The 24,301-nt window shown below is 57.5% G+C and carries 24 protein-coding genes and 1 tRNA gene; 22 read left to right on the top strand and 3 right to left on the bottom strand.

Annotated features, from left to right (window positions below):
• Positions 1–697 precede the first annotated feature (697 nt).
• Entirely contained in the window at positions 698–2,005 is a 1,308-nt protein-coding gene (locus QQF73_RS11040) for a cyclic di-GMP phosphodiesterase (protein ID WP_219865418.1), read from the top strand.
• On the opposite strand, the gene QQF73_RS11035 is transcribed toward QQF73_RS11040, so the two are convergent.
• Complete coding sequence (locus QQF73_RS11035; protein ID WP_285368222.1) at positions 1,995–3,113, bottom strand: organic solvent ABC transporter permease; 1,119 nt, start codon at positions 3,111–3,113, stop codon at positions 1,995–1,997. The two genes, QQF73_RS11040 and QQF73_RS11035, sit on opposite strands and share 11 nt — an antisense overlap.
• A gap of 261 nt (positions 3,114–3,374) precedes the next feature.
• Between QQF73_RS11035 and QQF73_RS11030 the strand changes: the two genes are divergently transcribed.
• From QQF73_RS11030 to queF, 3 genes are read left to right on the top strand one after another with little or no spacing between them, the layout of a single operon-like run.
• Positions 3,375–4,325: an ABC transporter ATP-binding protein gene (locus QQF73_RS11030; protein WP_219865420.1), complete on the top strand. Its 951-nt coding sequence runs from the start codon at positions 3,375–3,377 to the stop codon at positions 4,323–4,325.
• Positions 4,322–5,095, top strand: coding sequence for an ABC transporter permease (locus QQF73_RS11025; RefSeq protein WP_219865421.1), 774 nt, complete (start codon positions 4,322–4,324; stop codon positions 5,093–5,095). The genes QQF73_RS11030 and QQF73_RS11025 overlap by 4 nt, the downstream gene beginning before the upstream one ends.
• A 14-nt stretch (positions 5,096–5,109) precedes the next feature.
• Positions 5,110–5,928, top strand: a complete 819-nt coding sequence (queF, locus tag QQF73_RS11020; RefSeq protein ID WP_285368221.1) for an NADPH-dependent 7-cyano-7-deazaguanine reductase QueF — start codon at positions 5,110–5,112, stop codon at positions 5,926–5,928.
• A 27-nt stretch (positions 5,929–5,955) separates the two neighbouring features.
• On the opposite strand, the gene QQF73_RS11015 is transcribed toward queF, so the two are convergent.
• Both QQF73_RS11015 and QQF73_RS11010 read right to left on the bottom strand, forming a co-directional pair.
• Complete coding sequence (locus QQF73_RS11015) at positions 5,956–7,395, bottom strand: adenylate/guanylate cyclase domain-containing protein (RefSeq protein ID WP_285368220.1); 1,440 nt, start codon at positions 7,393–7,395, stop codon at positions 5,956–5,958.
• A 1-nt stretch (position 7,396) separates the two neighbouring features.
• Positions 7,397–7,708 carry an Mpo1-like protein gene (locus QQF73_RS11010; protein WP_219865424.1) on the bottom strand — a complete coding sequence of 104 codons (312 nt, stop codon included), beginning with the start codon at positions 7,706–7,708 and terminating at the stop codon, positions 7,397–7,399.
• Positions 7,709–7,854: 146 nt separating this feature from the next.
• Here QQF73_RS11010 and QQF73_RS11005 point away from each other — a divergent pair, with 146 nt between their 5' ends.
• The 18 genes from QQF73_RS11005 to yajC all read left to right on the top strand — a co-directional run bounded on the left by QQF73_RS11005 (position 7,855) and on the right by yajC (position 24,225).
• The gene (locus tag QQF73_RS11005; RefSeq protein ID WP_219865425.1) at positions 7,855–8,409 is read left to right on the top strand and encodes a nitroreductase family protein; all 555 of its coding nucleotides are present in this window, start codon (positions 7,855–7,857) and stop codon (positions 8,407–8,409) included.
• 242 nt (positions 8,410–8,651) lie between these two features.
• Positions 8,652–9,050 (top strand): flagellar basal body rod protein FlgB, encoded by a 399-nt coding sequence (gene flgB / locus QQF73_RS11000; protein ID WP_285368219.1) that lies wholly within the window; start codon positions 8,652–8,654, stop codon positions 9,048–9,050.
• Positions 9,051–9,084: 34 nt separating this feature from the next.
• Positions 9,085–9,534: a flagellar basal body rod protein FlgC gene (flgC, locus tag QQF73_RS10995; RefSeq protein ID WP_285368218.1), complete on the top strand. Its 450-nt coding sequence runs from the start codon at positions 9,085–9,087 to the stop codon at positions 9,532–9,534.
• 18 nt (positions 9,535–9,552) lie between these two features.
• Positions 9,553–10,230: a flagellar hook assembly protein FlgD gene (locus QQF73_RS10990; RefSeq protein WP_285368217.1), complete on the top strand. Its 678-nt coding sequence runs from the start codon at positions 9,553–9,555 to the stop codon at positions 10,228–10,230.
• A gap of 27 nt (positions 10,231–10,257) precedes the next feature.
• Positions 10,258–12,141 (top strand): flagellar hook protein FlgE, encoded by a 1,884-nt coding sequence (locus QQF73_RS10985; RefSeq protein ID WP_285368216.1) that lies wholly within the window; start codon positions 10,258–10,260, stop codon positions 12,139–12,141.
• A gap of 75 nt (positions 12,142–12,216) precedes the next feature.
• The gene (locus QQF73_RS10980) at positions 12,217–12,969 is read left to right on the top strand and encodes a flagellar basal body rod protein FlgF (protein WP_285368215.1); all 753 of its coding nucleotides are present in this window, start codon (positions 12,217–12,219) and stop codon (positions 12,967–12,969) included.
• Positions 12,970–13,051: 82 nt separating this feature from the next.
• Positions 13,052–13,840, top strand: coding sequence for a flagellar basal-body rod protein FlgG (gene flgG, locus QQF73_RS10975; protein WP_219865431.1), 789 nt, complete (start codon positions 13,052–13,054; stop codon positions 13,838–13,840).
• A 3-nt stretch (positions 13,841–13,843) separates the two neighbouring features.
• Positions 13,844–14,545, top strand: coding sequence for a flagellar basal body L-ring protein FlgH (flgH, locus tag QQF73_RS10970; protein ID WP_219865432.1), 702 nt, complete (start codon positions 13,844–13,846; stop codon positions 14,543–14,545).
• On the top strand, positions 14,542–15,639 hold the full coding sequence (locus tag QQF73_RS10965; RefSeq protein WP_219865433.1) for a flagellar basal body P-ring protein FlgI: 1,098 nt from the start codon (positions 14,542–14,544) through the stop codon (positions 15,637–15,639). The genes flgH and QQF73_RS10965 overlap by 4 nt, the downstream gene beginning before the upstream one ends.
• Before the next feature lie 8 nt (positions 15,640–15,647).
• Positions 15,648–16,634: a flagellar assembly peptidoglycan hydrolase FlgJ gene (flgJ, locus tag QQF73_RS10960; RefSeq protein WP_285368214.1), complete on the top strand. Its 987-nt coding sequence runs from the start codon at positions 15,648–15,650 to the stop codon at positions 16,632–16,634.
• 5 nt (positions 16,635–16,639) lie between these two features.
• The gene (gene flgK, locus QQF73_RS10955) at positions 16,640–18,688 is read left to right on the top strand and encodes a flagellar hook-associated protein FlgK (protein WP_285368213.1); all 2,049 of its coding nucleotides are present in this window, start codon (positions 16,640–16,642) and stop codon (positions 18,686–18,688) included.
• A gap of 43 nt (positions 18,689–18,731) precedes the next feature.
• A complete protein-coding gene (flgL, locus tag QQF73_RS10950; protein ID WP_285368212.1) occupies positions 18,732–19,958 on the top strand; it encodes a flagellar hook-associated protein FlgL in 1,227 nt (408 codons plus the stop codon).
• An 82-nt stretch (positions 19,959–20,040) separates the two neighbouring features.
• Positions 20,041–20,127: transfer RNA gene (locus QQF73_RS10945), tRNA-Leu, on the top strand.
• A gap of 214 nt (positions 20,128–20,341) precedes the next feature.
• Positions 20,342–20,971 carry a hypothetical protein gene (locus QQF73_RS10940; protein ID WP_219865437.1) on the top strand — a complete coding sequence of 210 codons (630 nt, stop codon included), beginning with the start codon at positions 20,342–20,344 and terminating at the stop codon, positions 20,969–20,971.
• A complete protein-coding gene (locus QQF73_RS10935) occupies positions 20,968–21,507 on the top strand; it encodes a hypothetical protein (RefSeq protein WP_285368211.1) in 540 nt (179 codons plus the stop codon). Before QQF73_RS10940 ends, QQF73_RS10935 begins: the two co-directional genes overlap by 4 nt.
• 87 nt (positions 21,508–21,594) lie before the next feature.
• Positions 21,595–22,698 (top strand): tRNA preQ1(34) S-adenosylmethionine ribosyltransferase-isomerase QueA, encoded by a 1,104-nt coding sequence (gene queA / locus QQF73_RS10930; RefSeq protein WP_219865439.1) that lies wholly within the window; start codon positions 21,595–21,597, stop codon positions 22,696–22,698.
• Positions 22,699–22,712: 14 nt separating this feature from the next.
• Positions 22,713–23,834: a tRNA guanosine(34) transglycosylase Tgt gene (tgt, locus tag QQF73_RS10925; protein ID WP_285368303.1), complete on the top strand. Its 1,122-nt coding sequence runs from the start codon at positions 22,713–22,715 to the stop codon at positions 23,832–23,834.
• 85 nt (positions 23,835–23,919) lie between these two features.
• A complete protein-coding gene (gene yajC, locus QQF73_RS10920) occupies positions 23,920–24,225 on the top strand; it encodes a preprotein translocase subunit YajC (protein WP_228743231.1) in 306 nt (101 codons plus the stop codon).
• Positions 24,226–24,301: the final 76 nt, after the last annotated feature.

Raw genomic sequence — 24,301 nt, 5'->3', positions numbered from 1 at the left:
CCTACTACTCACATTACGCAATGTTTCCAGCCGAAAATTCAGCGGGGGAACCTCGCCAGATACGAGTTTCCTGGCAAACAGCCGATTACCCGGATTGGTGGTTGGTCAGTGATAAGGCGACTCCGGTACGCGTGGAAACGCAATGCAGCGATCGCGTTTGGCGCTTGCGGGACGACTCCGACCCGGAGGCAACTGGTTGTGGTAGAGGTATCAGAGCCTGCGGTGAGCAGGGCAGGGACGTACGCGCTCCAGAGGGAGCTCCAGTGGCGGGTGAGCACCCTTGCATGACAGTGGATCCGTCAAATCCAGGGGCACGTATCGCGACGGTTGGAGAAAAGCTGCAGCTTCTTGTTTCCTGCAGGCCTGTGTCGCCCACGCAGGGGGAGGGTGACAATTCACGTAATGTGGATTACTTGCGTGCCTCTACGGTGCCTTACACGGTGTATGCCCGGAAGGCGCCCCGGGGCTCGCTTCGGGCAAAAATGCCGGAATTTGACGATTCCGTATGTGACGTGCAGTGACACGTTTTGACGTTTTAGTGTGATCGTTTTCACGTTGCTACACTTTGTTTCCTCCTGAATATTAGCGTTACCATTTGTTGCCCTCAGGTTACTTTGCGCTACCAAACTGTTATGGACTCTTTTCGCGACTCCGGCAGAATGGTATTCATCGATAAGTTTATTTGTAGAGGTGGCTTGTGGGCGTCCAGCAGCGAAAAATTGCAGTGCACGATCTGGAGGTGGGCATGTTTGTGTCCGATCTGGATCGGCCGTGGCACCAGACCCCCTTTCCCATCCAGGGATTCCACATCCGCTCTCAAGATGATGTTCGTGCGCTGACGTCCCACTGCAAGTGGGTGATGATTGATGTTGCCGAAGTTCGAATTTCCGGTGACCTCACCGAAAGCATGAAGCCGACCTTCAATCGTAGCTCCACCAGACGTGGCAACGGTCGGGAAGTTCTGCAACTGCCTCCGATCAACATCCGAGAGCCGGTTTCCTACGAGACGGAAACCACCCTGAAAAAAGAAATTAAGGTTTCGCGTCATCTGCTGGACGATGCAGAGATGGCGCTTCATCGCCTGTTTGAGACTGTGCGTCACGAAAGCGTTGTGGATCTCAAGCCCATTGCCGAGATCACGAGCCGGATGGTCAGCAGTGTTATTCGCCAACCTGACGCCCTGCTGTGGCTGAGCCGGACCCGCCAGCATGACGATTACATTTACCGCCATGCCCTGAATACTTCCGTGTGGGCGCTGGTCTGCGGTCGTCACCTTGGATTGAACGAAGGCCTGCTGAATCATCTCGGGTTGGGTTGTCTGCTTTCCCAGGTCGGTAAATGTGCAATACCGAGAGAATTGCTGAACCGTGAAGGGCAGTTGAGTTCCGAAGAATACAGTCAGTACCGTGAATACGTCTCCAAGGGCGTTGAAATGCTTTCCGACAGCGGGCTCTCCCGAGCGGTCCTGAGTGTGGTGCAAGGGCATCGCGAACGACACAATGGTTCTGGTTTTCCGGAGGGCATCCGGGGTGACCGGATTCCTCTGCTAGCCAAGGTTGCAGGTATTGCGGAGTTCTTCGAGTCGCTGATTGGTCCGAGGGACGCGTCGTCTCCGATGACGCCTGATAAGGCCGTAGCGCTTCTCTATGACATGAGAAACATCGAGTTTCAGGAAGATCTGGTCGAATCCTTTATCCAGGCCATCGGGATATACCCCACTGGAAGCCTGGTTGAGTTGACTGATGGCCAGCGGGGCATTGTCATGTCCCATTCACCCGAGCGTCGTCTATGGCCCCGTGTCATGGTAATGACCGACGCTGATCATCAGCCCCTGAAGTCGGCGAAGGTGATCGATCTTGCGCGGTTCAACGAGTCCCGGGAGGCGGACGAAGCCATTAATGTCCGGGAGTGTCTGCCCCACGGCACGGCAGGTTTGGACCCCACTGGTTACGATGTGACCGGCGGCGAATCCCGCTGGAACCTTTCGCGACTGATCAGCGGATAATCACCCTTAATTGCTTGCGCACCCACCGGTAAGTGTCGCTCGGGCGAAAGCTCATGACCAACTCGGCTTCGCCTCCGGTTTCGCCCGCAACAAAATACTCGACTTCGGCCTCCTGCCAACTGGTGGCGTTGATCATTACATCGGCCGGACGCGTGCTGATGGCATCAATATCGGCAAATTCCGGCGCAGCTCCGATCTTCTTAATGCTCACCGTTTTTATCCCGGTATCACTGGCGGGGTGACTGGCTACGTCTTCGTCAAGGTAGAACCGGTTTGAAACTGCCGTTGTGATGGCTTTCAACTCCCGGGTCAGATAGGTCTGGGCATCGTTTGCGTCTATGTCCTCAAGAGAGCGAACCGCTCCTAGAATGCGATCTCTCTTGGCCTGGAGGTCTTCCCGGTACTCGGTGTCCGGGTCTCTGTCGGCTTCATTGTCGGGGCGTGCCGGTGCCGCGGCAATTTCTGCAGGCGTGGGGGGCTCCTGGCACAGCTCGTCATCCTCCGGGTAGAAGCAGATAGCGGCAAGTAGCTGATTGGCGGGAGACGGCGTCGTGCCGCGTGCGGTGAATTCTGCCTCGCTCACGGTAAAGTCAATGGGCGCCGTGAGTCCGGGGAGGGCTGCATTCAGCTGTTCGATGACACGATCCCGAATTTCTATGCCTTCGCCTTCCCGAACGTTTTCGGTCCAGTTAAGAGCAATCAGGAAGCGTGTAATGTTGTTCAGGGAAATGTCGTCGATCAGTTGCTGCTCCGTGATGGTATGGGTGCTCAGCCCCTCATCATCGAAGGCGGGATTGGCCAGTTCCGCCCGAAGATCCGGGAAGAATTCCAGGGGCGTTACGTATTTCCTTGCCGGGACACCTTCGACTATCGGCAGATCACCCACACGCAGGCTCAGGGTTTCACCGGGGTAGTAGCGGAATTCACCTTGAGCGTTGGTGGTCCCGCTCTGGCTGGCAGTCTGGTAAGTCATGCCGCTAAAACCGTTGTAATTGAGTCGGCCCGCGCTGGTGTCATTGCCGCCGGAGCTGCTGTCATGGAGGCAGCCGGCGGCGGCAAGAGAGGCTATCAGGGTGAGTGACAGTCGGATCGGGTGAACGGATCTCATGGTTTGTCGTACATTCCCTTCGCTTCAGCCGCTCCTTGTTCGAGGATCGGCGGTATGTTTGTAAGTTGTTGTAACCGCATTATAGGGGCGAGAGCCCGCCGTTATCGGGATACCTGTCGCAGTTTCCGGTTTTGTTTCGGGCTTCCGATTCTCCCTTTGAACCTTGAAAAACCGTCAGTTGCCACAATCAATAGCAATCTAAATTTCAGCCCCGGCGAGCCCCCCGGTTAGCCCGGGCTTGCCAAGAATTCAGGATCGTTTATGACCCATGCTCTGGAAATCGAAGGTCTGGTCAAAACCTATGGTGACGGCTTCGAGGCGCTCAAGGGGATAGACCTTCACGTTGCAGAAGGCGATTTTTTCGCGTTGCTGGGCCCCAACGGCGCTGGCAAATCAACGACGTTGGGCATCGTTTGCTCGCTGGTCAACAAGACGGCAGGAAAGGTGAGGGTGTTCGGCAATGACATTGATACCCAGCTTTCCGATGCCAAGCTCAACCTTGGTGTGGTGCCCCAGGAATTCAATTTTAACCAGTTTGAAAAGGTCTTCGACATAGTGACCACCCAGGCTGGTTACTATGGCATTCCTCTTAAACAGGCGTCGGTGTCTGCTGAGAAGTACCTCAAGAAGCTGGGCCTCTGGGACAAGCGTGACACACCCGCAAGGATGCTATCCGGAGGCATGAAGCGGCGGCTGATGATTGCCCGTGCGCTTGTCCATGAGCCCAGACTCCTGATTCTGGACGAACCGACGGCGGGGGTGGATATTGAACTCCGGCGCTCGATGTGGACGTTCCTTGAGGAAATGAACCGTCAGGGCACGACCATTATCCTGACCACCCATTATCTGGAAGAAGCAGAAGCGCTCTGCCGGAATATTGCGATTATCGACCATGGCAAGATACTCAAGAACACCAGCAAACGTGACCTGCTCCAGGAATTGAGCGTGGAGACGTTCGTGCTGGACACCGAGCTGGCGCTGCCAGCGGCACCGGAGCTGGATGGATTTGCCACCCGACTTGATGGTGAGGGTGCCCTGGAGGTGGACGTTGAAAAAGGTCAGGGCCTGAATCAGGTGTTCGTACAGCTCGAGCAGCGTGGTATCAAGGTGGTAAGCATGAGAACCAAGGCCAATCGGCTTGAAGAGCTGTTTATTCGCATGGTGGAAGAGAACGCCGTGGAGTCCCGAAAAGGCCTGGAGGGCGTGGCATGAGGACTCAGGCTCTGATAACCGCGTTTAACACCATCGTGGTTCGTGAGATTCGGCGATTCACCCGGATCTGGGCGCAGACACTGCTTCCGCCCGCGGTCACCATGACGCTCTATTTCATAATTTTCGGGAATCTGATCGGCTCCCGGATTGGCCAGATGGGAGGCTTTGACTACATGGCCTTTATTGTCCCGGGCCTGATCATGATGGCCGTTATCACCAACTCCTACGCCAACGTGGTGTCGTCGTTTTTCTCGATGAAGTTCCAGCGCAGTATCGAGGAATTGCTGGTGTCGCCCGTTCCCAACTGGGTCATCCTCGCGGGATACGTTTGTGGCGGCATGGCGCGAGGTTTGGGAATCGGGCTGATCGTCACATTATTGTCCCTGGCCTTTACGAATCTGTCGATTCACAGTCTGCCCATGATGGTTGTGACTGTGTTCCTGACATCCGCACTGTTCGCCCTGGGCGGGTTCATCAATGCCATGCTGGCAACCAAGTTTGACGACATCTCCATCGTCCCGACGTTCGTGCTGACGCCACTCACTTATCTGGGCGGGGTATTCTACAGCATCGATCTCTTGCCGGATTTCTGGCAAGCGGTGTCCATGGCGAACCCTATCCTGTACATGGTGAACGGTTTCCGGTTTGGCATTCTGGGCGTTTCAGACGTTAATCCGTTCGTGTCTCTTGGTATGATTCTGGTTTTCATTTCCGTGCTCGCACTCATTGCCTTGAAAATGCTGTCACGCGGAAAGGGCATACGGCACTGACTTCAGGACTCCTTATGGCGTTACATGATGCACCGCTGGGCAAAGCCAGCGAGTACCCCGACCACTACGATCCGGCCCTGCTTTTTCCGGTCGCCCGGGATGAAAACCGCCGCAGGCTGGGTTTGAGTGACGGCCGGTGGCCCTGGTTCGGTGAAGACCTGTGGCAGGCCTGGGAGGTTTCCTGGTTGCGCCACAGTGGGGTGCCAGCGGTGGCGTGGGCCGAGATACGATTTCCAGCAGCATCGCCGTCGATTGTGGAGTCCAAGTCTCTCAAGCTGTACCTGAATTCGTTCAATCAGGCCGTTTTCTCGTCAATGGAGCAGGTCGCCGAAACCATGGCCGAGGACTTGTCCAGTGCCTGTGGCGCCGCGGTTCAGGTGGAAATGAAAAGCGTCGATGCATCCGCAGAAGCGGTCGGGCGTCCAGTCGGCCATGAACTGATTGATGACGAGCCGGTTACTGATCCTACCTACGAGTATTCGTCCGAGGTGCTTGCCGCCGGGGTGGAGGTAGTTACAGAGAGTCTGTGTTCGCATTTGCTGAAGAGTAATTGTCCGGTCACTGGCCAACCTGACTGGGCCACGCTCCTGGTGACCTATACGGGACCACGGATTGATCGCGGGGCGCTGCTGAAATACGTGGTGGGATTCCGCCAGAAACAGGATTTTCACGAACATTGCGTGGAGACCGTATTTACCGACCTGATGGCGAGGTGTCAGCCTGAAAAGTTAACGGTCTGCGCACGCTACACGCGACGTGGCGGGCTCGACATCAACCCGTGGCGCAGTACTGAACCGGACTGCACGCCCACTCCCAGGCTGGTTCGTCAGTAGGCAGCCCTGGGCAGAATCGCCTCCGCTTCAGGAGGCGTCCTCTTCCTGCCGGAGGCGATCCGCTGCGTCTTCAAGAGCGGCGAGGATGGACTCACGCTCTTTCTCGGTGATCTTGTCAGAGTCGAGGTACATGGCAAAACCGCTGTGTTCGTGTTCGAGAAAACTGCGGTTGGGGCCCATGTCCCGACGGAAATCAACCACTTCGTAGATGGGCACCGGCTTGCCGAAACCCTTGACGGTGATTTCGCCCTTGTCCCGGCACATGATCTTGTCCTTGATCAGCGAGAAAGTCTCGTAGGACACGAGAATCTCGCCGGCCTCGGCCAGAGACTCCAGTCGGCTGGCAAGGTTCACTTCCTTGCCGATGATTGTATAGTCCATGCGGTTCTCGGCCCCGAAGTTGCCCACGGTTGTGTAGCCGGTGCTGATGCCCATTCGGATTTCCAGCGGGGTTTTAATACCCTGGCTGCGCCATTTCTGGCGCATGATCTTCATGTGTTTGCGCATCTCGATCGCCATCGAGACACAGGCAAACGCGTCCTCGCGCTGGCCCCGGCTGGTGGGGTCGCCGAAGAACACCATGATTGAATCGCCCACAAATTTGTCGATGGTGCCGCCGTATTTCAGCGCGACTTCCGACATCTCGTTGAAGTAGTGATTAAGCAGCTCGGTCAGCGCCTCAGGTTCCATTTCCTCCGACAGCTCGGTGAAGCCCTTGATGTCGGAGAAGAACACCGCCAGTTTCTTGCGTTGGGTTTCAAGGCGCACATCCCGTTCGCCGGTAAAGATCGATTGCCAGACCTGCGGTGACAGATACTTGGAGAGCTTGTGGGAGAGTGCGATGGACTGTTCCCGCTGGTTCTGGATCTGCGTTTTCGCGAGCATGAGGGCTTGAGCCTGCTGATGGGAGTAGTAGGCGGTAACGCAGATGTAGAGACCAGTCGCCGAGACAGACAGGATGCTGGTCAGCAAGGGCGCGCGGAGCGTTTCCGCGGGACCTACGACAGCGACAGACGCGGCGACGGTAGCAGCCATGAAAACGGTTCCCAACAGCCATTGTCGGATACCTCCAACGATCAGGCAGCTGAACATCAGCATCAGCACCACAGAGACCGATGGAATAGCGACCAGACCGATGCAACCGATAAACCCTCCGCCAACCATGCAGTCAAAGATCAGCATCTTTTGACGGATACGGGGCGAATTACGGAGGAAGGTGCGCCGGGTTAGTGCGTGGGCAATGTGGGGCCAGGTGAGTGCGCCGGCCACAAGCCAAAGCAGCCACTGATGGAAGGTACCCTGGAGGACGCCGGCCACAATTATGGCCGCGGTTGTGGTGTACGCCAGTATACGGCCGCTGTAATCCGGCATTGGTGGAATGGCAATGGGGCTGTTGGGGTGATCAACGGACAATGCCTTGCCAGCGCTAGTGCTGGCATTACGCAGATCTGCCGGTGCACTCATCATATTAGAAACGGATCCGGCCAATGAGCATATCTCGGAACATGACCCAGTCGCCCATCAGGCTGTAGACTGGGTATTTAAAGGTTGCCGGCCGGTTCTTTTCGAATTGGAAATGGCCCACCCAGGCGAATCCGTACCCGATGACGGGGAGCAGCAGTAGCCAGGCCAGTTTGCCGGAGGTAATGGCCCAGGCTGCGACAATCAGCACCAGCAGGCTGCCCGCGAAGTGCAGCCGACGGCAGGTGGCATCGCTGTGCTCTTCGAGATAGTAAGGGTAGAATTCTGAAAAGTTGCTAAAAGTTCGTTGGTCACTCATGGTGCTGCTACCAAGTCGTTTATAATTGTTAGGTAGACCGGACTACGACTAAAGGTTAACAGTATTACGTATAACCCACAATTAACTGAATCGACGTAAACGTCCATAGATCCTCCCGTCGACCATCCATCTGATAGCGAGAAGATATGACTGCAGTCAGTGAGTTTCTGCTCAACCGGGCATCAGAACCCAGGCTTGAGTCGCCGGCCCCGGACTCCGACACTCTGGCCCGCGCCTTTGCCTGTGCCGCTCGCGCCCCGGATCATGCCCTGCTGCGCCCCTGGCGCTACCTTATCATACAAGGGGAGGGCCTGAACGCATTGGGTGACCTGTTCGCTTCCACCTGCGCCAACAACAGCGACGAGCAGGAGATCGACAAGTTGCGTCGGGCACCGCTCCGGGCGCCGATGGTCATTGTCGGCATTGCGTCTCCGAAGGTGCACCCCAAGGTTCCGGAAGTCGAACAGATCATGTCGGCGGCAGCCGGGATGAGCTTTCTGGAGCTGGCTCTGCAGGACGCCGGATTCGGTGTGATGTGGCGCACTGGCAGTGTTGCCTATCATACGGCGGTACATGACGGCCTTGGACTAACAGAAGAAGAGTCGATCGTTGGCTTTCTCTATGTCGGAACGGTGTCGTCGGAAAAGCCGCGGGTGCCCCGTCCGGAAATGCACGACTATGTCCAGAACTGGCCTTCCTGAATGCCACGGTTCCCCTTCCCGCGGGCCTTACTACCGGCTCGGGGGAGGGGAAACCGCTTGCCGCTTTTTACCTGTTCCACGGATTCCGCCCCCTTTTTAACACCTTTCGCAATACTCCCGAAGCCCCCACAGAGCGCGATTCAGAGAGATTCAAGAACTTTGGCATTGGCCTTGCTTTAATCCCGTTAGAGAGCAAATCCGGCAAAGAGCGCCGGCATGCGGGTGCAGTTTTGGGAGGCAATATGTCGATTTCGTTTGATAAAGCGCTTGGGATCCACCAGTACGCACTGGAGGCCCGGGTCAAGCGGGCGGAAGTACTGGCGAACAACATGGCAAACGCTGATACCCCGGGATTCAAGGCTCGTGATGTCGACTTCCGGGCGGTGATGCAGCGGGCCCAGCAGGCCGCCTCCGGATTCGAGATGGCGAAAACCGACGCTGGCCACATGGATACATCAAGCGGTGCGTCCGACAGTGAATTGCTGTATCAAACACCACATCAGCCGTCTGTGGACGGAAATACAGTGGACGCACAGCAGGAGCAGACCCGGTTCATGCGCAATGCCATGGATTACCAGGCGAGCTTCCAGTTTCTGAGCAGTAAATTTTCCGGCCTGACCAAGGCCCTCAAGGGCGAATAAGCCGCAGCGACGCGAGTAGCAAAGGAGAGTTTCCATGTCATTGGGCAGCATTTTTGACATCGCCGGTTCCGGCATGACCGCGCAATCCCTGCGGCTGAATACCACGGCATCCAATATCGCCAACGCAGAAACGGCCAGTTCCAGTACTGAGACGACCTATCGGGCCAGAAAGCCGGTGTTTGCCGCCATTCAGCAGTCCCTGCTCAATCCGGCCAGTCAGGGCCTTGCCTTTACCAGCGAGCAGGGTGCCGGGGCAGGGGTTCGCGTTGAGGGCATTGTCGAGAGCCAGGCTGACCTCCAGATGCGGTATCAGCCGGAGCACCCGGCAGCGAATGAAGATGGCTACGTGTTCTATCCGAACGTGAACGTGGTGGAAGAGATGGCCGACATGATGTCCTCTTCCCGCAGTTACCAGATGAACGTGGACATCATGAATACCGCTAAATCCATGATGCAGCGAATCCTGACCCTTGGTCAGCAGTAATCCGGAGAGGAGCACGCAATGAGCGCAATTAATGCAACCGACGCTTCGGATGTTCTGAGCCAGTACCAGCTGAAACAGCAGCGTGGCGCTGAAGGCAACAGCGAATTGGGTCGGAACGAGTTCATGGAACTGATGCTGGCCCAGTTGAAGAATCAAAATCCGCTGGAACCTCAGGATAATGGCGAATTTATATCCCAGCTCGCCCAGTTCAGCTCACTCGAAGAGATGCAGAAATTGTCGAGCACCGTCGACGACGTCGTTGGTCAATTTCGCTCGACCCAGGCCCTTCAGGCATCTGCCATGGTCGGAAAGACCGTTCTGGCGCCGTCCAGCGTCGGCATTCTGGGAGCAGATGGTGAAATCAGGGGCACAATTGCCGTTCCGGCTTCCACGGGCGGGCTCCGGCTGTCGGTGCAGAATCAGGCCGGCGAACTGGTCCGTCAGATTGATCTGGGCAGCAGCCCGGCCGGCGTGAAGTCCTTCAGCTGGGATGGTCAGGATGGCAACGGCAATCCATTGCCGCCGGGCCCGTACCGCATTGTCGCGGAGGCTTCGTACCCGGAGGGCACGCAACAGCTGGGCACTATGGTCAGCGCTAATGTGGACAGTGTTTCACTGGGCCAGAACGGTTCGATTACATTGAATCTGGCCGGCATGGGCTCCATCGCCCTGTCGGATGTAAAACAAATCAACTGATACCGGTGTCAGACCAAGAGGTGATTTATGGCATTTAATACAGGGCTTAGTGGTCTTCGGGCGGCATCGGTGGATCTGGATGTCACCGGCAACAACATCGCGAACGCCAGTACGGTTGGCTTCAAGAGCAGCAGTGTTCAATTTGGTGATCTCTACGCCAGCGGCTTTCTGAGTGCAGGCACCAACCCGATTGGCGACGGTGTTCGGGTTCAAGACGTCAAGCAGTCGTTCGGGCAGGGCAATATCAGCTTCACCGACAACGGGCTGGACATGGCCATCAGTGGCGATGGTTTCTTCATCCTCAACAATGGCGGTGAGATCCGCTACTCCCGGGCGGGCCAGTTTGGTATCGACAAGAACGGTTACGTGACCAATAACCAGAACATGCGTGTTCAGGGTTACACCGCAGATGGTGATGGCAACCTGTCGGGCATCCGGAGCGACCTTCAGATTGAGACGGACAACCTGGCGCCCAGACGAACCACCAACCTGACGACGGACCTGAACCTGGATTCTCGAGAGCCGGTGCTGGAAAACCGGGTGCGGGATATCGGACCACTGAGCGTTGCGGGCATCCAGGGCGAGAGTTTCTCGGTTCAGTACACCGATGGCTCGCCAGACTATGCCGTGACAATCGACCCGGCTGCATCGGCGCGTGAGGCTGCCCAAACGCTCAATGGCGTACCGGGTTTCAATGCGTCGGCAACAACCACCGCGCAGCTTAACGGCCTGACCGACGCCTTTATCACGGGTGGCACCTTCTCGTTCAATCTGAACATCAACGGCAGCCCGCTGACCCTCGACACCAGCAGCATTTCTTCCCTGCAGGATCTGGCCGACGCGATCAACAACTCCAGTGAAACCGCGATCTCTGCCTCGGTCGTGGACGATGGCTCCGGCACCGATGTGCTGCGTGTCATTCACAACCAGGGAGAGACGCTCGACTACACCTACAGCGATGGCATCACGACAGTCGGACCGACCCAGGTACTCGGCGACGTGAACGTGACCGCGGACCGAATGGTTGCCAGCGTTGATGATCCGGCAGATGGCAGCTTCGAGACGGCGTTCAATGGCTCGCCGATCCGGATAACTAACGAGTTCAATCCGCTGGATCAGCGCACATACAACCATGCAACGTCCGCGACGATCTACGACAGCCTCGGTAACTCTCACGAGATTACCCAGTTTTTCGTTAAGGAGCCGGCACCGGGCAGCGGCGTGGGTATCAGTGAGTGGTCTGTTTATCTGCAGATTGACGGTGAAATGATTGCCGGTACCGATACCACACCTTACACCGCGCGCTTTGATCAGGATGGCAATCTGCAATCCGTGAATGGCGACCCGGCCGGTGAGATCGTGGTGAGCGACTGGATCCCGAAAGACCAGAACGGCCAGCCCAATGGTGCCGATGGTCCTCCGGGGCCGGGCACCCAGGTGGTCACCCCCATTCCGGAGCCACCGACTTCGTCCGCGTTTGTGGTTAATCTGGGAGGTACCACCCAGTACGGCGCCGCCTTCGGTGTGAACGACCAGCAGCAGAACGGTTATACCACCGGCCGGTTATCGGGACTGGATGTCTCCGATCAGGGGGTTCTCTTTGCCCGCTATACCAATGGCCAATCCAAGGCTCTGGGCCAGGTTGCCCTCGCAGCCTTCAATAACACGAATGGATTGTCGCCGGTTGGGGAAACCACCTGGGTAGAAACCTTTGAATCGGGCCAGCCGATTATCGGTGCTCCGGACACGGGTACTCTCGGTTCCATCACCGCAAGCTCGGTGGAAGAATCGAACGTGGATCTTTCGGCGGAACTGGTCAGTCTGATCATTGCCCAGCGTAATTACCAGGCCAACGCCAAGACAATTGAGACCTCCGATGCGGTCACCCAGACCATCATCAATCTCCGCTAACCGCTAGCGCAATAAACATGGCACAACTCCTGCAGGAATACTGGAAACAGTCAAAATTCCGGCAGGAGTTTTCCCATGGACAAAGCCCTCTACATCGGTATGTCAGGCGCCAAGCAGAATATGCTGGCCCAGCGTGCCCATGCCAACAACCTGGCTAACGTCAGCACTACCGGCTTCAAGAAAGACTTCGCTCAGGCCCGCAGCATGGCCGTCTTCGGGGAACATCATCCTACCCGGGCGTACGCCATGACCGAGCGCCCGGGTAGTGACCTGTCGGCCGGTGCGCTCATGGAAACCGGTCGGAAACTCGACGTGGCAATGGAAGGGGACGGCTGGCTGGCTATCCAGAATGATCGCGGCGAAGAGGTGTTTACCCGTACCGGAAGCCTCCAGATTGATGTGAATGGCCTCATGCGCCTGCCCGGCGGCGAACTCGTTCTGGGTAACGGTGGCCCCGTGGCGTTGCCGCCCTTCGACAATGTCCAGATCGGTGCCGATGGCACCGTTTCGGTGGTGCCGGTAGGTGGCGCCCCGGATGAGCTTGTTGAAGTGGACCGACTGAAACTGGTTAATCCGCCCTCCGATTCCCTGGAGAAGGGGCTTGACGGCTTCATGCGTCGCAAGCCGGACCAGGCCATAGACGGCGTGGAACCGCCGGATGGCAACCTCCGGGTCGCAACCGGCTTCCTGGAAAGCTCCAATGTGAACGCCGTTGAGGAAATGATTTCCAACCTGCAGCTGTCAAGGCAGTACGAGATGCAGGTGAAGGTCATGACCACGGCCAATGAAAATTCCGAAGCGGCGGCACGCCTGTTGCAGAACCTCTGATAACAACTGAATACATTGGCCTGACGGGCTGAAAGCGGCAAAAAATGGCCGCCCAATCAGCCCCCGGCAAGGAGTAAGAGTCATGCATCCAGCACTTTGGGTCAGCAAAACCGGGTTGAGCGCACAGGACACCAACATGTCCACCATTTCCAACAACCTGGCAAACGTGAACACCACTGGCTTCAAACGGGACCGGGCGGTCTTCCAGGATCTGCTGTACCAGATCAATCGCCAACCCGGCGGCCTGAGCTCTCAGAATTCCGAGTTGCCCTCCGGTCTTCAGTTAGGCACCGGTGTTCGGGTCGTCGGAACGGCAAAACAGTTTTCACAGGGCAACCTTCAGGTCACCGAGCAGCCCCTGGACATGGCGGTGAATGGGCGTGGCTTTCTGCAGGTGCAGTTGCCGGACGGACAGGTCGCCTACACTCGGGACGGCCAGTTCCAGCTCAATGCCAACGGCGATGTCGTGAACCCGGACGGCTACGCGCTGGAGCCTGCCATAACGGTCCCGGAGAACGCCACCAACATTACGATCGGCAAGGACGGTACGGTAACCGCCGTGACCGACGACCAGTCTACTCCCGTCAACCTTGGGCAGATCACGTTGGTGGACTTCATAAACCCGCAAGGGCTCCAGGCGATCGGCAACAACCTGTTCAAGGCGACCAATGCCAGCGGCGATCCCGCCGAGGGTGAGCCGGGACTCGCCGGGCTTGGCACCATCGAGCAGGGCTCCATAGAGGCCTCCAACGTGGAAGTGGTGGAAGAGCTGGTGAATATGATCACGACCCAGCGCGCCTACGAGATGAACTCGAAGGTGGTGTCCACCACGGACCAGATGCTGCAGTTCATTACCAACAATATCGGTTAAGCCATGAAACGCATCATTCCAACCCGCATGTTCAAAGGGGCACCGACACTGACCCTGGTCGGTGCGCTGATTGTGCTGCAGGGGTGTACGGCCATGAGCCGGCCCCGGGCAGTGCCGGACGATCCCGAGTTCGCGCCGGTTCGTGCGCAGGCAATGATGCAGCGGGATCCGGAGTCCGGCGCAATTTTCCAGAGCTCCCGGAACTACAATTTCTATGGCGATACCACGGCGCTGAACGTCGGCGACGTGCTGACGATCACGCTTGAGGAATCGACCCGGGCGAGCAAGAACGCCGAAACCAGCATCAGCAAGGAAAACGAGATTCGCCTACCGGAGCCGACCATCTTCGGTAAGAGCAATATCGGGCTGGACACCGCACTGAATCACGAGCGGGACTTCGAGGGCGCGGCAGAAGCCGACCAGAGCAACAGCCTGGCGGGTAACATCACCGTTACCGTTACCGAGGTTCTGCCGAACGGTGTGCTTCGTATCCGCGGTGAAAAGTGGCTGTCCCTGACCAACGGAGACGAATACATCCGCCTGACCGGGCTGGTGCGGCCGGAAGACATCCAGCCGGACAACACGGTTGCGTCAACGCGGATCGCGGACGCGCGAATCGCCTATGGCGGCACCGGCGATTTCGACCAGGCGAACCAGATGGGCTGGCTGGCCCGCTTCTTCAACAGTGAGTGGTGGCCCTTATGAACCTGAAAAAAGTCCTGGCTGCCACGTTGATGCTGTCCCTCTTTGCCGGGCCGGTACTGGCGGATCGCCTGAAGGATCTGGCCCGCATCAAGGGTGTGCGTAACAACCAGCTGGTGGGTTATGGCCTGGTGGTGGGGCTTGATGGTACCGGTGACAAAGCACCCTTCACCAATCAGACCTTCCGGAACATGATGAACCAGTTTGGCGTTACTCTCCCCGAGGGCGTGAATCCCAATCTGGCAAACGTGGCTGCGGTTACCGTCAGTGCGACTCTGCCGCCCTTCGCCAAGCCCGGGCAGGAGCTGGACATTACCGTCTCGTCCATCGGCAACGCCGATAGCCTGCGCGGTGGCACACTGCTGATGACACCGCTGAAAGGCGCCGACGACAATATCTACGCCATCGCCCAGGGTAGCCTTGTGGTTGGTGGTTTTGGTGCCCAGGGACAGGACGGTTCACGTATCACCGTGAATGTTCCCAGCGTGGGCCGTATTCCAAACGGTGCGACCATCGAGCGAGAGGTGGTCTCACCGTTCTCCAAGGGCGATACCATCACGTTCCATCTGCTGCGTCCGGACTTCACCACGGCCCGTCGGGTGGTGGAGGCCGTCAATGGCCACCTTGGTCCGGACATGGCGTATGCCCATGACGCCACGTCCATTTCGGTCCGTGCCCCGAGGGACCCGTCCCAGCGCGTGAGCTTCCTCTCGATCCTCGAGAACATTAACGTCGATCCGGCACAGGATGCGGCCAAGGTTGTTATCAACAGCCGGACCGGCACCATTGTTGTCGGCCAGAACGTTCAGGTCAGCCCGGCCGCAGTAACCCATGGCAACCTGACGGTCACCATTCAGGAGAATCCGAACGTCGTCCAGCCCAATCCGTTTGCCGAGGGCGAAACGGCGCTTGAGCAGGATAGCCAGATTGCCATTACCGAGGAGCCGGCGCGGATGTTCAAGTTCGGACCGGCGGTCACGCTGAACGACATCGTCCAGGCAGTAAACCAGGTCGGGGCGGCACCGGGTGACGTCATGGCGGTGCTCGAAGCGCTCAAACAGGCCGGCGCCCTGCGCGCCGAGCTGATTGTGATCTAGGTGTCGTGATGCAGGACTATCAGGTTAAACAGGCTCAGGTTTATACCGATTTCAGTGGATTGAATGCCCTGAAATCCCAGGCCCGTACCGACAAGCAGGCCGCACTTGAGGAAGTGGCGCGCCAGTTTGAAAGCCTGTTTCTGTCCGAAATGCTGAAATCCATGCGCAAGGCCGGAGACGTCTTTGCCGAGGGGAATTACCTCAATAGCAGCCAATCCGAATTTTACCGGGACATGTTTGACAGCCAGTTGAGCCTGACCATGGCGAAGGGGCAGGGAACCGGACTTGCCGAAGCACTGGTGCGTCAACTGGGTCAGCAGGTTCCGGGTCTGGATAATCGGGGCGGCAAGCTTGCCGGACACAGGGCGAGTCTCGCCGATTACGATCGCAGTCTGCCGGCTCTGTCCACACGCCTGCCGGAGCAGCTCGAGAAGGTTGAGACGGTTGTCCGGAATGCCAAACCGGAATCGGCGACCGATGCCGGGGCGTTGCCCGAGCGGTTCGATTCTCCGGAGCACTTTGTCCGTGAACTCCTCCCGGTGGCCGAGCGCATCGCCCGTGATTCCGGAATCGATCCGAAGCTGATGGTCGCCCAGGCCGCGCTGGAAACCGGGTGGGGGCGACACATGATCAGGGGCGAGAACAGCAGGCCGAGTTTCAACCTGTTTGGCATCAAGGCCGACAGCCGCTGGCAGGGCGATGCGGTAACGATCACCACCACGGAATATCGTGAGGGGCTGCCGCTGAAAGAGCAGGCGGATTTCAGGGCGTACGCGGATTACGAAGCGAGTTTCCGTGACTACGTGTCTTTCCTTGAGTCCAACCCCCGCTACCGGGACGTGCTCTCGGTCGCGGATCAGCCTGATCTGTTTGCAGACAAGCTTCAGGAAGCCGGTTACGCAACCGACCCCAACTACGGTGAAAAGATCCGACGGATTATGAGCCGTGATTCACTGATGACGCTGTCCATGGGCAGTGAAGGGATGAAGGAGTAACTGATATGGCGGGACTTATCGGCATTGGCCTGACCGGCATCCTGAGCCATCAGTCGGCTCTGAATACTACCGGCAACAACATCACCAACGCGAATACGCCGGGCTATAGCCGCCAGGAAGTACTTTTTGAGACCCTGGAAGGCCAGCGAACCGGAGCAGGCACCATTGGCAGCGGCGTCAGTATCTCTGATATCCGTCGTTTGGCGGATGAATACCTGGTCCAGCAGGTCAGGGAGGACAGTACCCTGTTCAGTGAGCAGGAAACCCTGAACTCTGAGCTGACAAGGCTGGACAACCTGCTCGGTGGCGAGTCCACGGGTCTGAGCAATGCACTGAACAACTTTTTTGCCGCCCTTCAGAACGCCGCGGAAGATCCGACTTCGCTCCCGCAACGCCAGTTGGTGCTCAGCGAGGCCCAGCAAATCGTCAATCGGTTCCAGGCACTGAATCAGGAGTTTATTCAGCAGCGGGAATCGGTCAAAACCCAGATGGAACAGGGGGTCAAGGATGCCAACACCCTGCTCAAAAGCATTGCCGAACTGAACCTCGCCATTTCGGAATCACCCGGCATCGCACAGGGCCAGATGCCCAATGAACTGCTCGATAAGCGCGACGAGAAACTCAGGCAGCTTTCGGAGCTGGTAAACATCAAAGTCACCGAGGGTGAGGGCAGTCAGGTCAATGTTTCGCTGACTAATGGCCTGTCTTTGGTGGTCGGCAGCAACGCCGCCCAGTTCGGGACCGAGGAAAGTGCCGAGGACCCGACAAGGCTGTCATTCACGCTCTCCAACGGTGGTCGCACCCTCAATATTGATGAGCAGATCACCGGCGGCAAACTTGGCGGCCTGCGCCGGTTCGATAATGAAGCGCTGAAACCGGCGTTCGACGAGCTGGGGCGAATTGCCATCGCCCTGTCGGCCACGATGAACCATCAGCATGAAATCGGCATGGATCTGGAGGGCGATCTCGGTGGCCTGTTCTTCACCGACATCAACTCGCTGGAGGCCCAGCGCAGCCGGGTCGTCGCCAATGCCAACAATCAGTCTCCCCAGACCGGACGGTTGGCGGTGGAGATCACTGACAGCGCGGCGCTGGCAGCCGGAACCTACACGCTGCAGTTCAGTGGTGATGGTCGCAGTTTTGAATTGATCGACAAGGCCACCGGGGAGACCGTCAATCAGGGCCGCTTGCCGGACCCGGTGCAATCCGAGATCTCCATGCCTGGCTTTAATATCCGCGTCGAAGGGGGCACGTTCAATCCCGGTGACAAGTACCTGATCCTGCCCACCAGGAACGCGGCAGAAAGCATTGGCCTTGAAGTTGCCCGGGAGGAGGATCTGGCCTTCGCGAGTCCGATCCGGGCCGAGGCCGGCGACCAGAACATAGGCACCGGTGCGATTGATCAGGGCACCATGCTCAACGTGCGGAACCCTTTCACCAGTTCGGTGTTGCCGGCGTTTTCCCAGCAAGGCCAGTTGTCGCCCCCGCTGGAAATCCGGTTTCGGGATGACGCCGGAACCCTGGTTTATGACGTCTACGACGCCTCCAGTGGCGCCATTCTGGAAGCGGGCGATGCGAGCGCCGTTCCTCCGGTGAACACTTTTACCCCCGGTGTGTCGAACAAACTCTTCCCGGAGGACCCGTCCGATCCCGGGTACCGGGGTTTCCAGTTTGAGGTCAACGGTGAACCCGCGCCCGGTGACAGCTTCGTGATCGGGTATAACAGCAATGGTGTATCCGACAACCGAAATGCTGAGTTTCTGGCGGCCCTTGGAACCGCCAACACCCTGAACAACGGCAGCCAGAGTTTTGCCGAAGGTTATGCGGGCCTGGTGGAGGATATTGGCGTTAAAACGCGCCAGAGCCAGCTCGACATGGATGCCGGCAAGACTCTCCTGGAGCAGTCGACCAATCAGCGGGAATCCGTGTCTGGCGTCAATCTGGACGAAGAAGCGGGCAGGCTGATCCAGTACCAGGCCGCCTACAACGCGTCCGCACAGGTGATGTCGGTGGCGCAGGATTTGTTCAATACGCTGTTACAGAGTTTCCGGTAATGGAACGGGTAACGGTCTTTAAGGCAGCGTGAGGTGACGTGAGATGATGCGAATTTCATCACAGCAGATTTTTTCCGGCGGGATCAGTCGCCTTCAGGAGCTGAACAGCAGCCTGAACAACACTCAACAGCAGATCTCCACCGGAAAACGGGTCAACCAACCGTCGGATGATCCTGTGGCGGCAGCCAGGATTCTGAAGCTTGATCAGGAGCTGTCGCGGGTAGAAACCTATCAGCGCAACGTAAACCTCGCGGACAACCGGTTGAACCAGGAAGAGAGCGCGCTGGAAAGTTCCATCGATATCATTCAGCGGGTGCGGGAGCTGACCGTCCAGGCGGGCAATGGCTCGCTCTCTGCAAATGACCGTCAGTCCATTTCCTCTGAACTCAAGGAGCGTCTGGATCAGTTGGCCGATGTCGCGAACACCCGCGACCCTTCCGGCGAGTACATTTTCAGTGGTTTTCAGGGCACAAAGCAGGCATTTGTCCAGGCTGCGGATGGCAGCTGGCAGTATCAGGGTGATGAGGGTCAGCGTGTTCTGGAAATTGACGACGGTGTCACGGTGCCGATCAGCGATCACGGTAAGGGGATTTTCGTAACCGTGCCGAAGGCCATCACCGGCGTAGAGGCGGCTGGCAATAGCCCGGGCTCATACATTTCGGGTGTTGAGTTGGCGGACGGCGATGCCCTGCAGAACGCGTTCGGTGGGGCCGTCCCCAATGACATCCAGCTGACGGTCAACGGGGCGGGGGAAGTCATCGCCGAAAACCGGAATACTGTGCCTGCAACCGTGTTGGCAACAACTCCGTCGCCCGCCGTCATCGGTGAGGAATTCGAGGTGGCCGGTATCAGCGTTACGGTGAGCGATGCGGCTCCCGGTGATGAATTCACGCTTGCCATCAGTGACAAACAATCGGTCTTCAAGACCATTGAGAACCTGATTGCCGGCCTGGACTCGCTGGGCAAGGACACGGCCAAGAGCGCCGCCCAGTTTGATACATTAATTGCCGATTCCCTGAACAATCTTGATAACGCGCAGGAAAGTATCGTCCTCAAGCAAACGGAACTCGGTGGGCGGATGAATGCGGTGGAGTCGACCAAGAATTTTCTTGAGGATTCGTCGGTGTACACCAACCAGATCCGGTCAGAGCTGCAGGATGTGGACTACGCTGAGGCCATCAGCAACCTGAGCTTCCAGAGCTTTGTCCTGCAAGCGGCCCAGCAGTCCTTCGCTCAGGTTTCCCGGCTGTCCCTGTTCGACAGACTGTAAATAATTGAACCAGTGGGCGGATCTGTCCGCTGGCGTTATTGATTTCGCGAGCGAGCTCAGTATAATCGCCTCTCTCTTTGATGGCGGCGTGGTGAAATTGGTAGACACGACGGATTCAAAATCCGTTGGGGTAAAACCCGTGGCGGTTCGAGTCCGCCCGCCGCTACCATTCTCCGGGAACCCCCGGACCTCTCGAGCCTGTTGTGCTCCAGTCCCAGTATTGTTGTGCTCTTCGAATGGGTTGCCTCTGCCCCGATTTTTCCTCTGTCAGCACTCTCGTCGTCGGTTTTGGATCGTAAAATCAATTGCGTAGCTTTTGAATTGATCTATCTTTAACAGACGTGTGTTGTAGGGAAAGCAGCGAACACTTGAGAGGGACCGACATGTTGAAAATTGCCTACCTTTTTATTGTCGCGCTTTTGGCGGGGTGCGCCGGTTCAATCACCGAGGTTCAGCGCATAGAAGCCGTCCCCGAAGTCGATAAGACCTACAAGCGGATTCTTGTGTTTGCGGTCACCCAAAAGGAGCGGGTTCGAGCCGCGGTCGAGTCCGAGTTGGTGGCAGAGATGAATAAGAGTGAGTTTGAGGCCAGCCGGTTCCAGGAGCCGAATGCCGCCGTCCCCTGGGAGAACCCCAGCGAACTTCAGAAACTGGTCGCGGAGGATGCGAGAGAGGGTGGGTACGACGGTGTTCTGGTGGTTTCGCTGATCCGGAAGAACCGTGAATCCCGTTACGTGCCTGAGCAGGTGGTTTATCAGCCGATCGTCACTTCAATCGGTCCGCTGGCATCCACCACTTACATGGACACCACGGTGGTGCCACCGTCCTTTGAAGAAACCACAAACTACGTACTGAAATCCACGCTCTTCGATTCGGTTTCCGGCAATCCCGTCTGGCAGCTTTATTCAAACACGGTTAATCCCGATTCCCTCGATGCGGCGGCCAGGGATTTTGGCAAGGTTGTCGTGAAAGCGCTGAGGAAAACCCTGCCCCATGCGGCGGAGCAAAAATGAACGCGATTCTCCCAAGATGGCTATACGTTGCCGTGTCATTGGGTATGACCGGTTGTGCAAGCGATTCGCGTTTATCTCTGGGGGTTTCCGATCCGTGTGAAAGCCTGCAATCAATCATTGCGGATTTTGATAACGGCTTTGCGAGTTATCGGGGGGCGCGCAATGATTTTGACTCGTTCACGCTGTTCAGGGCCAGGGAGGAGTTGGTGAAAGGGCATTGCGAGGTCTGGTTGTGGGCGGGTGGCGACAGTGCGTACGTCTGTTCCGCCAATACGCCCGTGGAGGAGGTTGCCGAGCAAAGGTATCAGAACAGCCTGGCTTTTGTTGAGGAATGTGTGGGAAGTGACTGGCAGAAGGAAACCGTTACCCGGGAACGAGATGGTAACTACCTCGGGCTGGCAACCCGGTTCACTTCCGCCAGCAAGCCCGGGTTGGTGATCTCCGTGCAGAACATCACGCCGCCGGGCTCGTACCGGAATTTGCGCAGCAATTACCTGTATATCGGCACCGCGGGACGCAGTCCGAAACCAGAATAAACGTTCTGGTTGTTCAGGCGAGACGCATTCCGTGGTAAATTCCGCATTCTTTTTCACAACTGCTGTCGCGCCTCGACATTCCTTTCTATGAACGTCTCTGATTTCCACTTTGATTTGCCGGACGAGCTGATCGCCCGGTATCCGCTCAGGGAGCGCACTGCGTCACGCCTGTTATGCTTGGACGGATTGTCCGGTGAGACTGCACACAGGCAGTTCACCGACCTGCCCGAGCTGCTTCAACCGGGTGACCTGCTGGTGTTCAACGACACCCGGGTGATCCCGGCGCGCCTGTTCGGAAAGAAAGAAACCGGCGGGCAGGTCGAAATACTCGTCGAACGGGTCACCGGCGACCACGAGATCATTGCGCATGTGCGCGCTTCCAAGGCGCTGAAGGAAGGCCAGGCGGTGATCCTTGAGGACGGCACCTTCATGCGTATGGTCGGTCGTAACGAGGCACTGTTCCAGCTCGTCTGCGAGACGTCGGAGTCCGTGCTTGAGGTCCTCGAACGCATCGGTCACATGCCGCTGCCGCCGTACGTCGATCGTCCGGACGAATCCACGGATCGTGAACGCTACCAGACCGTCTATGCCCGGGAGGCAGGCGCCGTTGCGGCACCCACGGCCGGCCTGCATTTCGATGACGCGCTGCTTGAAACGATTCGCGCCAAGGGGATTGAGACTGCGTTTGTCACGCTGCATGTGGGTGCAGGTACCTTTCAGCCCGTGCGTGTGGACCGGATTGATGATCATGTGATGCACAGCGAAGTGGTCCAGGTTCCCCAGGCAACTGTGAACGCTGTAGAGCGGACGAGGGCCCGGGGTGGCCGGGTCGTTGCGGTGGGAACAACGTCCGTCCGCTCCCTTGAGTCGGCCAGCCGGGGAGGTCGTCTGCGGGCGTTCCAGGGTGAAACCGATATCTTCATCAGTCCGGGTTACCGGTTCCAGACCGTGGATGTCCTCGTGACCAATTTCCATTTGCCCGAATCGACCCTGATCATGCTGGTCAGTGCCTTTGCCGGTTTCCGTAATGTTATGGATGCCTATGCAGAGGCTGTCGGGGAGCGGTACCGTTTCTTCAGCTATGGCGATGCCATGTTTATCACCTGTCAGGAGCCAAGCCGGGGTATGCTGCTCGGTGCTTCCGACACCACCTACAATTCAACCTCAGATAACACCGGGGAGTCACTTTGAGCCAGTCCTGTTTCATGTCCTTTGAAAAGCTTGGAGAAGATGGCCGGGCGCGTCGTGGCCGGCTTACTTTTCCCCGTGGCACGGTCGAGACTCCAGCGTTTATGCCGGTAGGCACCTATGGCACGGTGAAGGGCATGCTGCCCCGGGACATCCACGAAATCGGCGCCGAAATCATTCTCGGTAACACGTTTCACCTGATGCTGCGTCCCGGGACAGAGGTAATCAAGGCCCACGGTGACCTTCACGATTTTACCCAATGGAACGGTCCCATCCTCACCGATTCCGGTGGTTTCCAGGTGTTCAGTCTTGGCGACATGCGGAAAATTACGGAAGAAGGGGTGACTTTCCGGTCACCGGTTGATGGTTCGCCGGTAAAGCTGTCACCGGAAATTGCCATTCAGGTCCAGCGTGACCTTGGCTCCGACATCGTGATGATCTTCGACGAATGCACGCCTTACCCGGCGACCGAACGCCAGGCCAAGGACTCGATGGAGCTTTCCCTGCGCTGGGCCGAGCGCAGCAAGCTGGCCCATGAGGGGAACCCGGCGGCGTTGTTTGGTATTGTCCAGGGTGGCATGTACGAGGGCCTGCGCGACCAGTCCCTGGAGGGGTTGACCAATATCGGCTTTGACGGTTATGCCATTGGTGGTCTGTCTGTCGGGGAGCCGAAAGAAGACATGATCCGGATTCTGGATCATCTTCCGCCGAAAATGCCAGAGGACAAACCTCGCTACCTGATGGGTGTTGGACGGCCGGAAGACCTGGTCGAAGCGGTTCGTCGGGGCGTGGACATGTTCGATTGCGTCATGCCGACCCGGAACGCCCGGAACGGTTACCTGTTCACCTCCACTGGGATCGTCAAGATCCGCAATGCCCGGCATCGTCACGACACGGCCCCGTTGGACGAGCGCTGTGACTGCTATACCTGTAAGAACTTTTCGAGGAGTTATCTCTATCATTTGGATAAGTGTGGAGAAATGCTCGGATCGCAGTTGAATACGATTCATAACCTGAGGTTCTATCAGAACCTCATGGCTGGATTGCGTGGGGCCATTGAAGCAGGTACATTGTCCGACTTTGTAACCGACTTCTATGCACTGCGCGGCGAAACAGTGCCGCCGCTCGGTGCCGACTGAATTTCTTAAAAACCAACGGAGATACTCAATGAAATCAATCAAATTGCTCGTAGCCGGCCTTCTGGCACTTATGCCTGCACTGGCCATGGCCCAGGACCCGGGAGCGCAGGGTATGGGTGTCATGGGTCAGGTGATTTTCTTCGCCGGCTTCATCCTGATTTTCTATTTCCTGATCTGGCGTCCGCAGTCAAAGCGTGCCAAAGAGCACAAGGCACTGATGTCCGGCCTGAACAAGGGTGATGAAATTGTTACGTCCGGTGGTGTTGCCGGCAAAATCACCAAGGTAACCGACGATTTCATCGTGGTAGAGATCGCCGACAACGTAGAAATCAAGGTGCAGAAAGTAGCCGTTGCCGCTGCTCTGCCGAAAGGCACCTTGAAGGACATCTGAGCCGGAGTCCGTAACCTGACGGACTGATTTTTTCTGGCTGAAACACCATGCCGACCTTCGGGTCGGCTAAAAGGGA

The organism is Marinobacter albus (assembly GCF_030238305.1).
GTDB lineage: Bacteria > Pseudomonadota > Gammaproteobacteria > Pseudomonadales > Oleiphilaceae > Marinobacter > Marinobacter albus.
This window is presented reverse-complemented; position numbering and strand designations above follow the sequence as displayed.

Bases quoted from the DNA above. Each gene is read 5' to 3' on its own strand.
- tgt (WP_285368303.1), top strand. From the start codon at position 22,713: ATGTCCTTTGAAAAGCTTGGAGAAGATGGCCGGGCGCGTCGTGGCCGG.
- QQF73_RS11030 (WP_219865420.1), top strand. From the start codon at position 3,375: ATGACCCATGCTCTGGAAATCGAAGGTCTGGTCAAAACCTATGGTGAC.
- queA (WP_219865439.1), top strand. From the start codon at position 21,595: ATGAACGTCTCTGATTTCCACTTTGATTTGCCGGACGAGCTGATCGCC.
- QQF73_RS10990 (WP_285368217.1), top strand. From the start codon at position 9,553: ATGAGCGCAATTAATGCAACCGACGCTTCGGATGTTCTGAGCCAGTAC.
- flgG (WP_219865431.1), top strand. From the start codon at position 13,052: ATGCATCCAGCACTTTGGGTCAGCAAAACCGGGTTGAGCGCACAGGAC.
- queF (WP_285368221.1), top strand. From the start codon at position 5,110: ATGGCGTTACATGATGCACCGCTGGGCAAAGCCAGCGAGTACCCCGAC.
- flgK (WP_285368213.1), top strand. From the start codon at position 16,640: ATGGCGGGACTTATCGGCATTGGCCTGACCGGCATCCTGAGCCATCAG.
- QQF73_RS11015 (WP_285368220.1), bottom strand. From the start codon at position 7,395: ATGATGAGTGCACCGGCAGATCTGCGTAATGCCAGCACTAGCGCTGGC.
- QQF73_RS11025 (WP_219865421.1), top strand. From the start codon at position 4,322: ATGAGGACTCAGGCTCTGATAACCGCGTTTAACACCATCGTGGTTCGT.
- flgB (WP_285368219.1), top strand. From the start codon at position 8,652: ATGTCGATTTCGTTTGATAAAGCGCTTGGGATCCACCAGTACGCACTG.
- flgJ (WP_285368214.1), top strand. From the start codon at position 15,648: ATGCAGGACTATCAGGTTAAACAGGCTCAGGTTTATACCGATTTCAGT.
- flgC (WP_285368218.1), top strand. From the start codon at position 9,085: ATGTCATTGGGCAGCATTTTTGACATCGCCGGTTCCGGCATGACCGCG.
- QQF73_RS11035 (WP_285368222.1), bottom strand. From the start codon at position 3,113: ATGAGATCCGTTCACCCGATCCGACTGTCACTCACCCTGATAGCCTCT.
- QQF73_RS10935 (WP_285368211.1), top strand. From the start codon at position 20,968: ATGAACGCGATTCTCCCAAGATGGCTATACGTTGCCGTGTCATTGGGT.
- QQF73_RS10985 (WP_285368216.1), top strand. From the start codon at position 10,258: ATGGCATTTAATACAGGGCTTAGTGGTCTTCGGGCGGCATCGGTGGAT.
- flgH (WP_219865432.1), top strand. From the start codon at position 13,844: ATGAAACGCATCATTCCAACCCGCATGTTCAAAGGGGCACCGACACTG.
- yajC (WP_228743231.1), top strand. From the start codon at position 23,920: ATGGCCCAGGACCCGGGAGCGCAGGGTATGGGTGTCATGGGTCAGGTG.
- QQF73_RS10980 (WP_285368215.1), top strand. From the start codon at position 12,217: ATGGACAAAGCCCTCTACATCGGTATGTCAGGCGCCAAGCAGAATATG.
- QQF73_RS10940 (WP_219865437.1), top strand. From the start codon at position 20,342: ATGTTGAAAATTGCCTACCTTTTTATTGTCGCGCTTTTGGCGGGGTGC.
- QQF73_RS10965 (WP_219865433.1), top strand. From the start codon at position 14,542: ATGAACCTGAAAAAAGTCCTGGCTGCCACGTTGATGCTGTCCCTCTTT.
- QQF73_RS11005 (WP_219865425.1), top strand. From the start codon at position 7,855: ATGACTGCAGTCAGTGAGTTTCTGCTCAACCGGGCATCAGAACCCAGG.
- flgL (WP_285368212.1), top strand. From the start codon at position 18,732: ATGATGCGAATTTCATCACAGCAGATTTTTTCCGGCGGGATCAGTCGC.
- QQF73_RS11010 (WP_219865424.1), bottom strand. From the start codon at position 7,708: ATGAGTGACCAACGAACTTTTAGCAACTTTTCAGAATTCTACCCTTAC.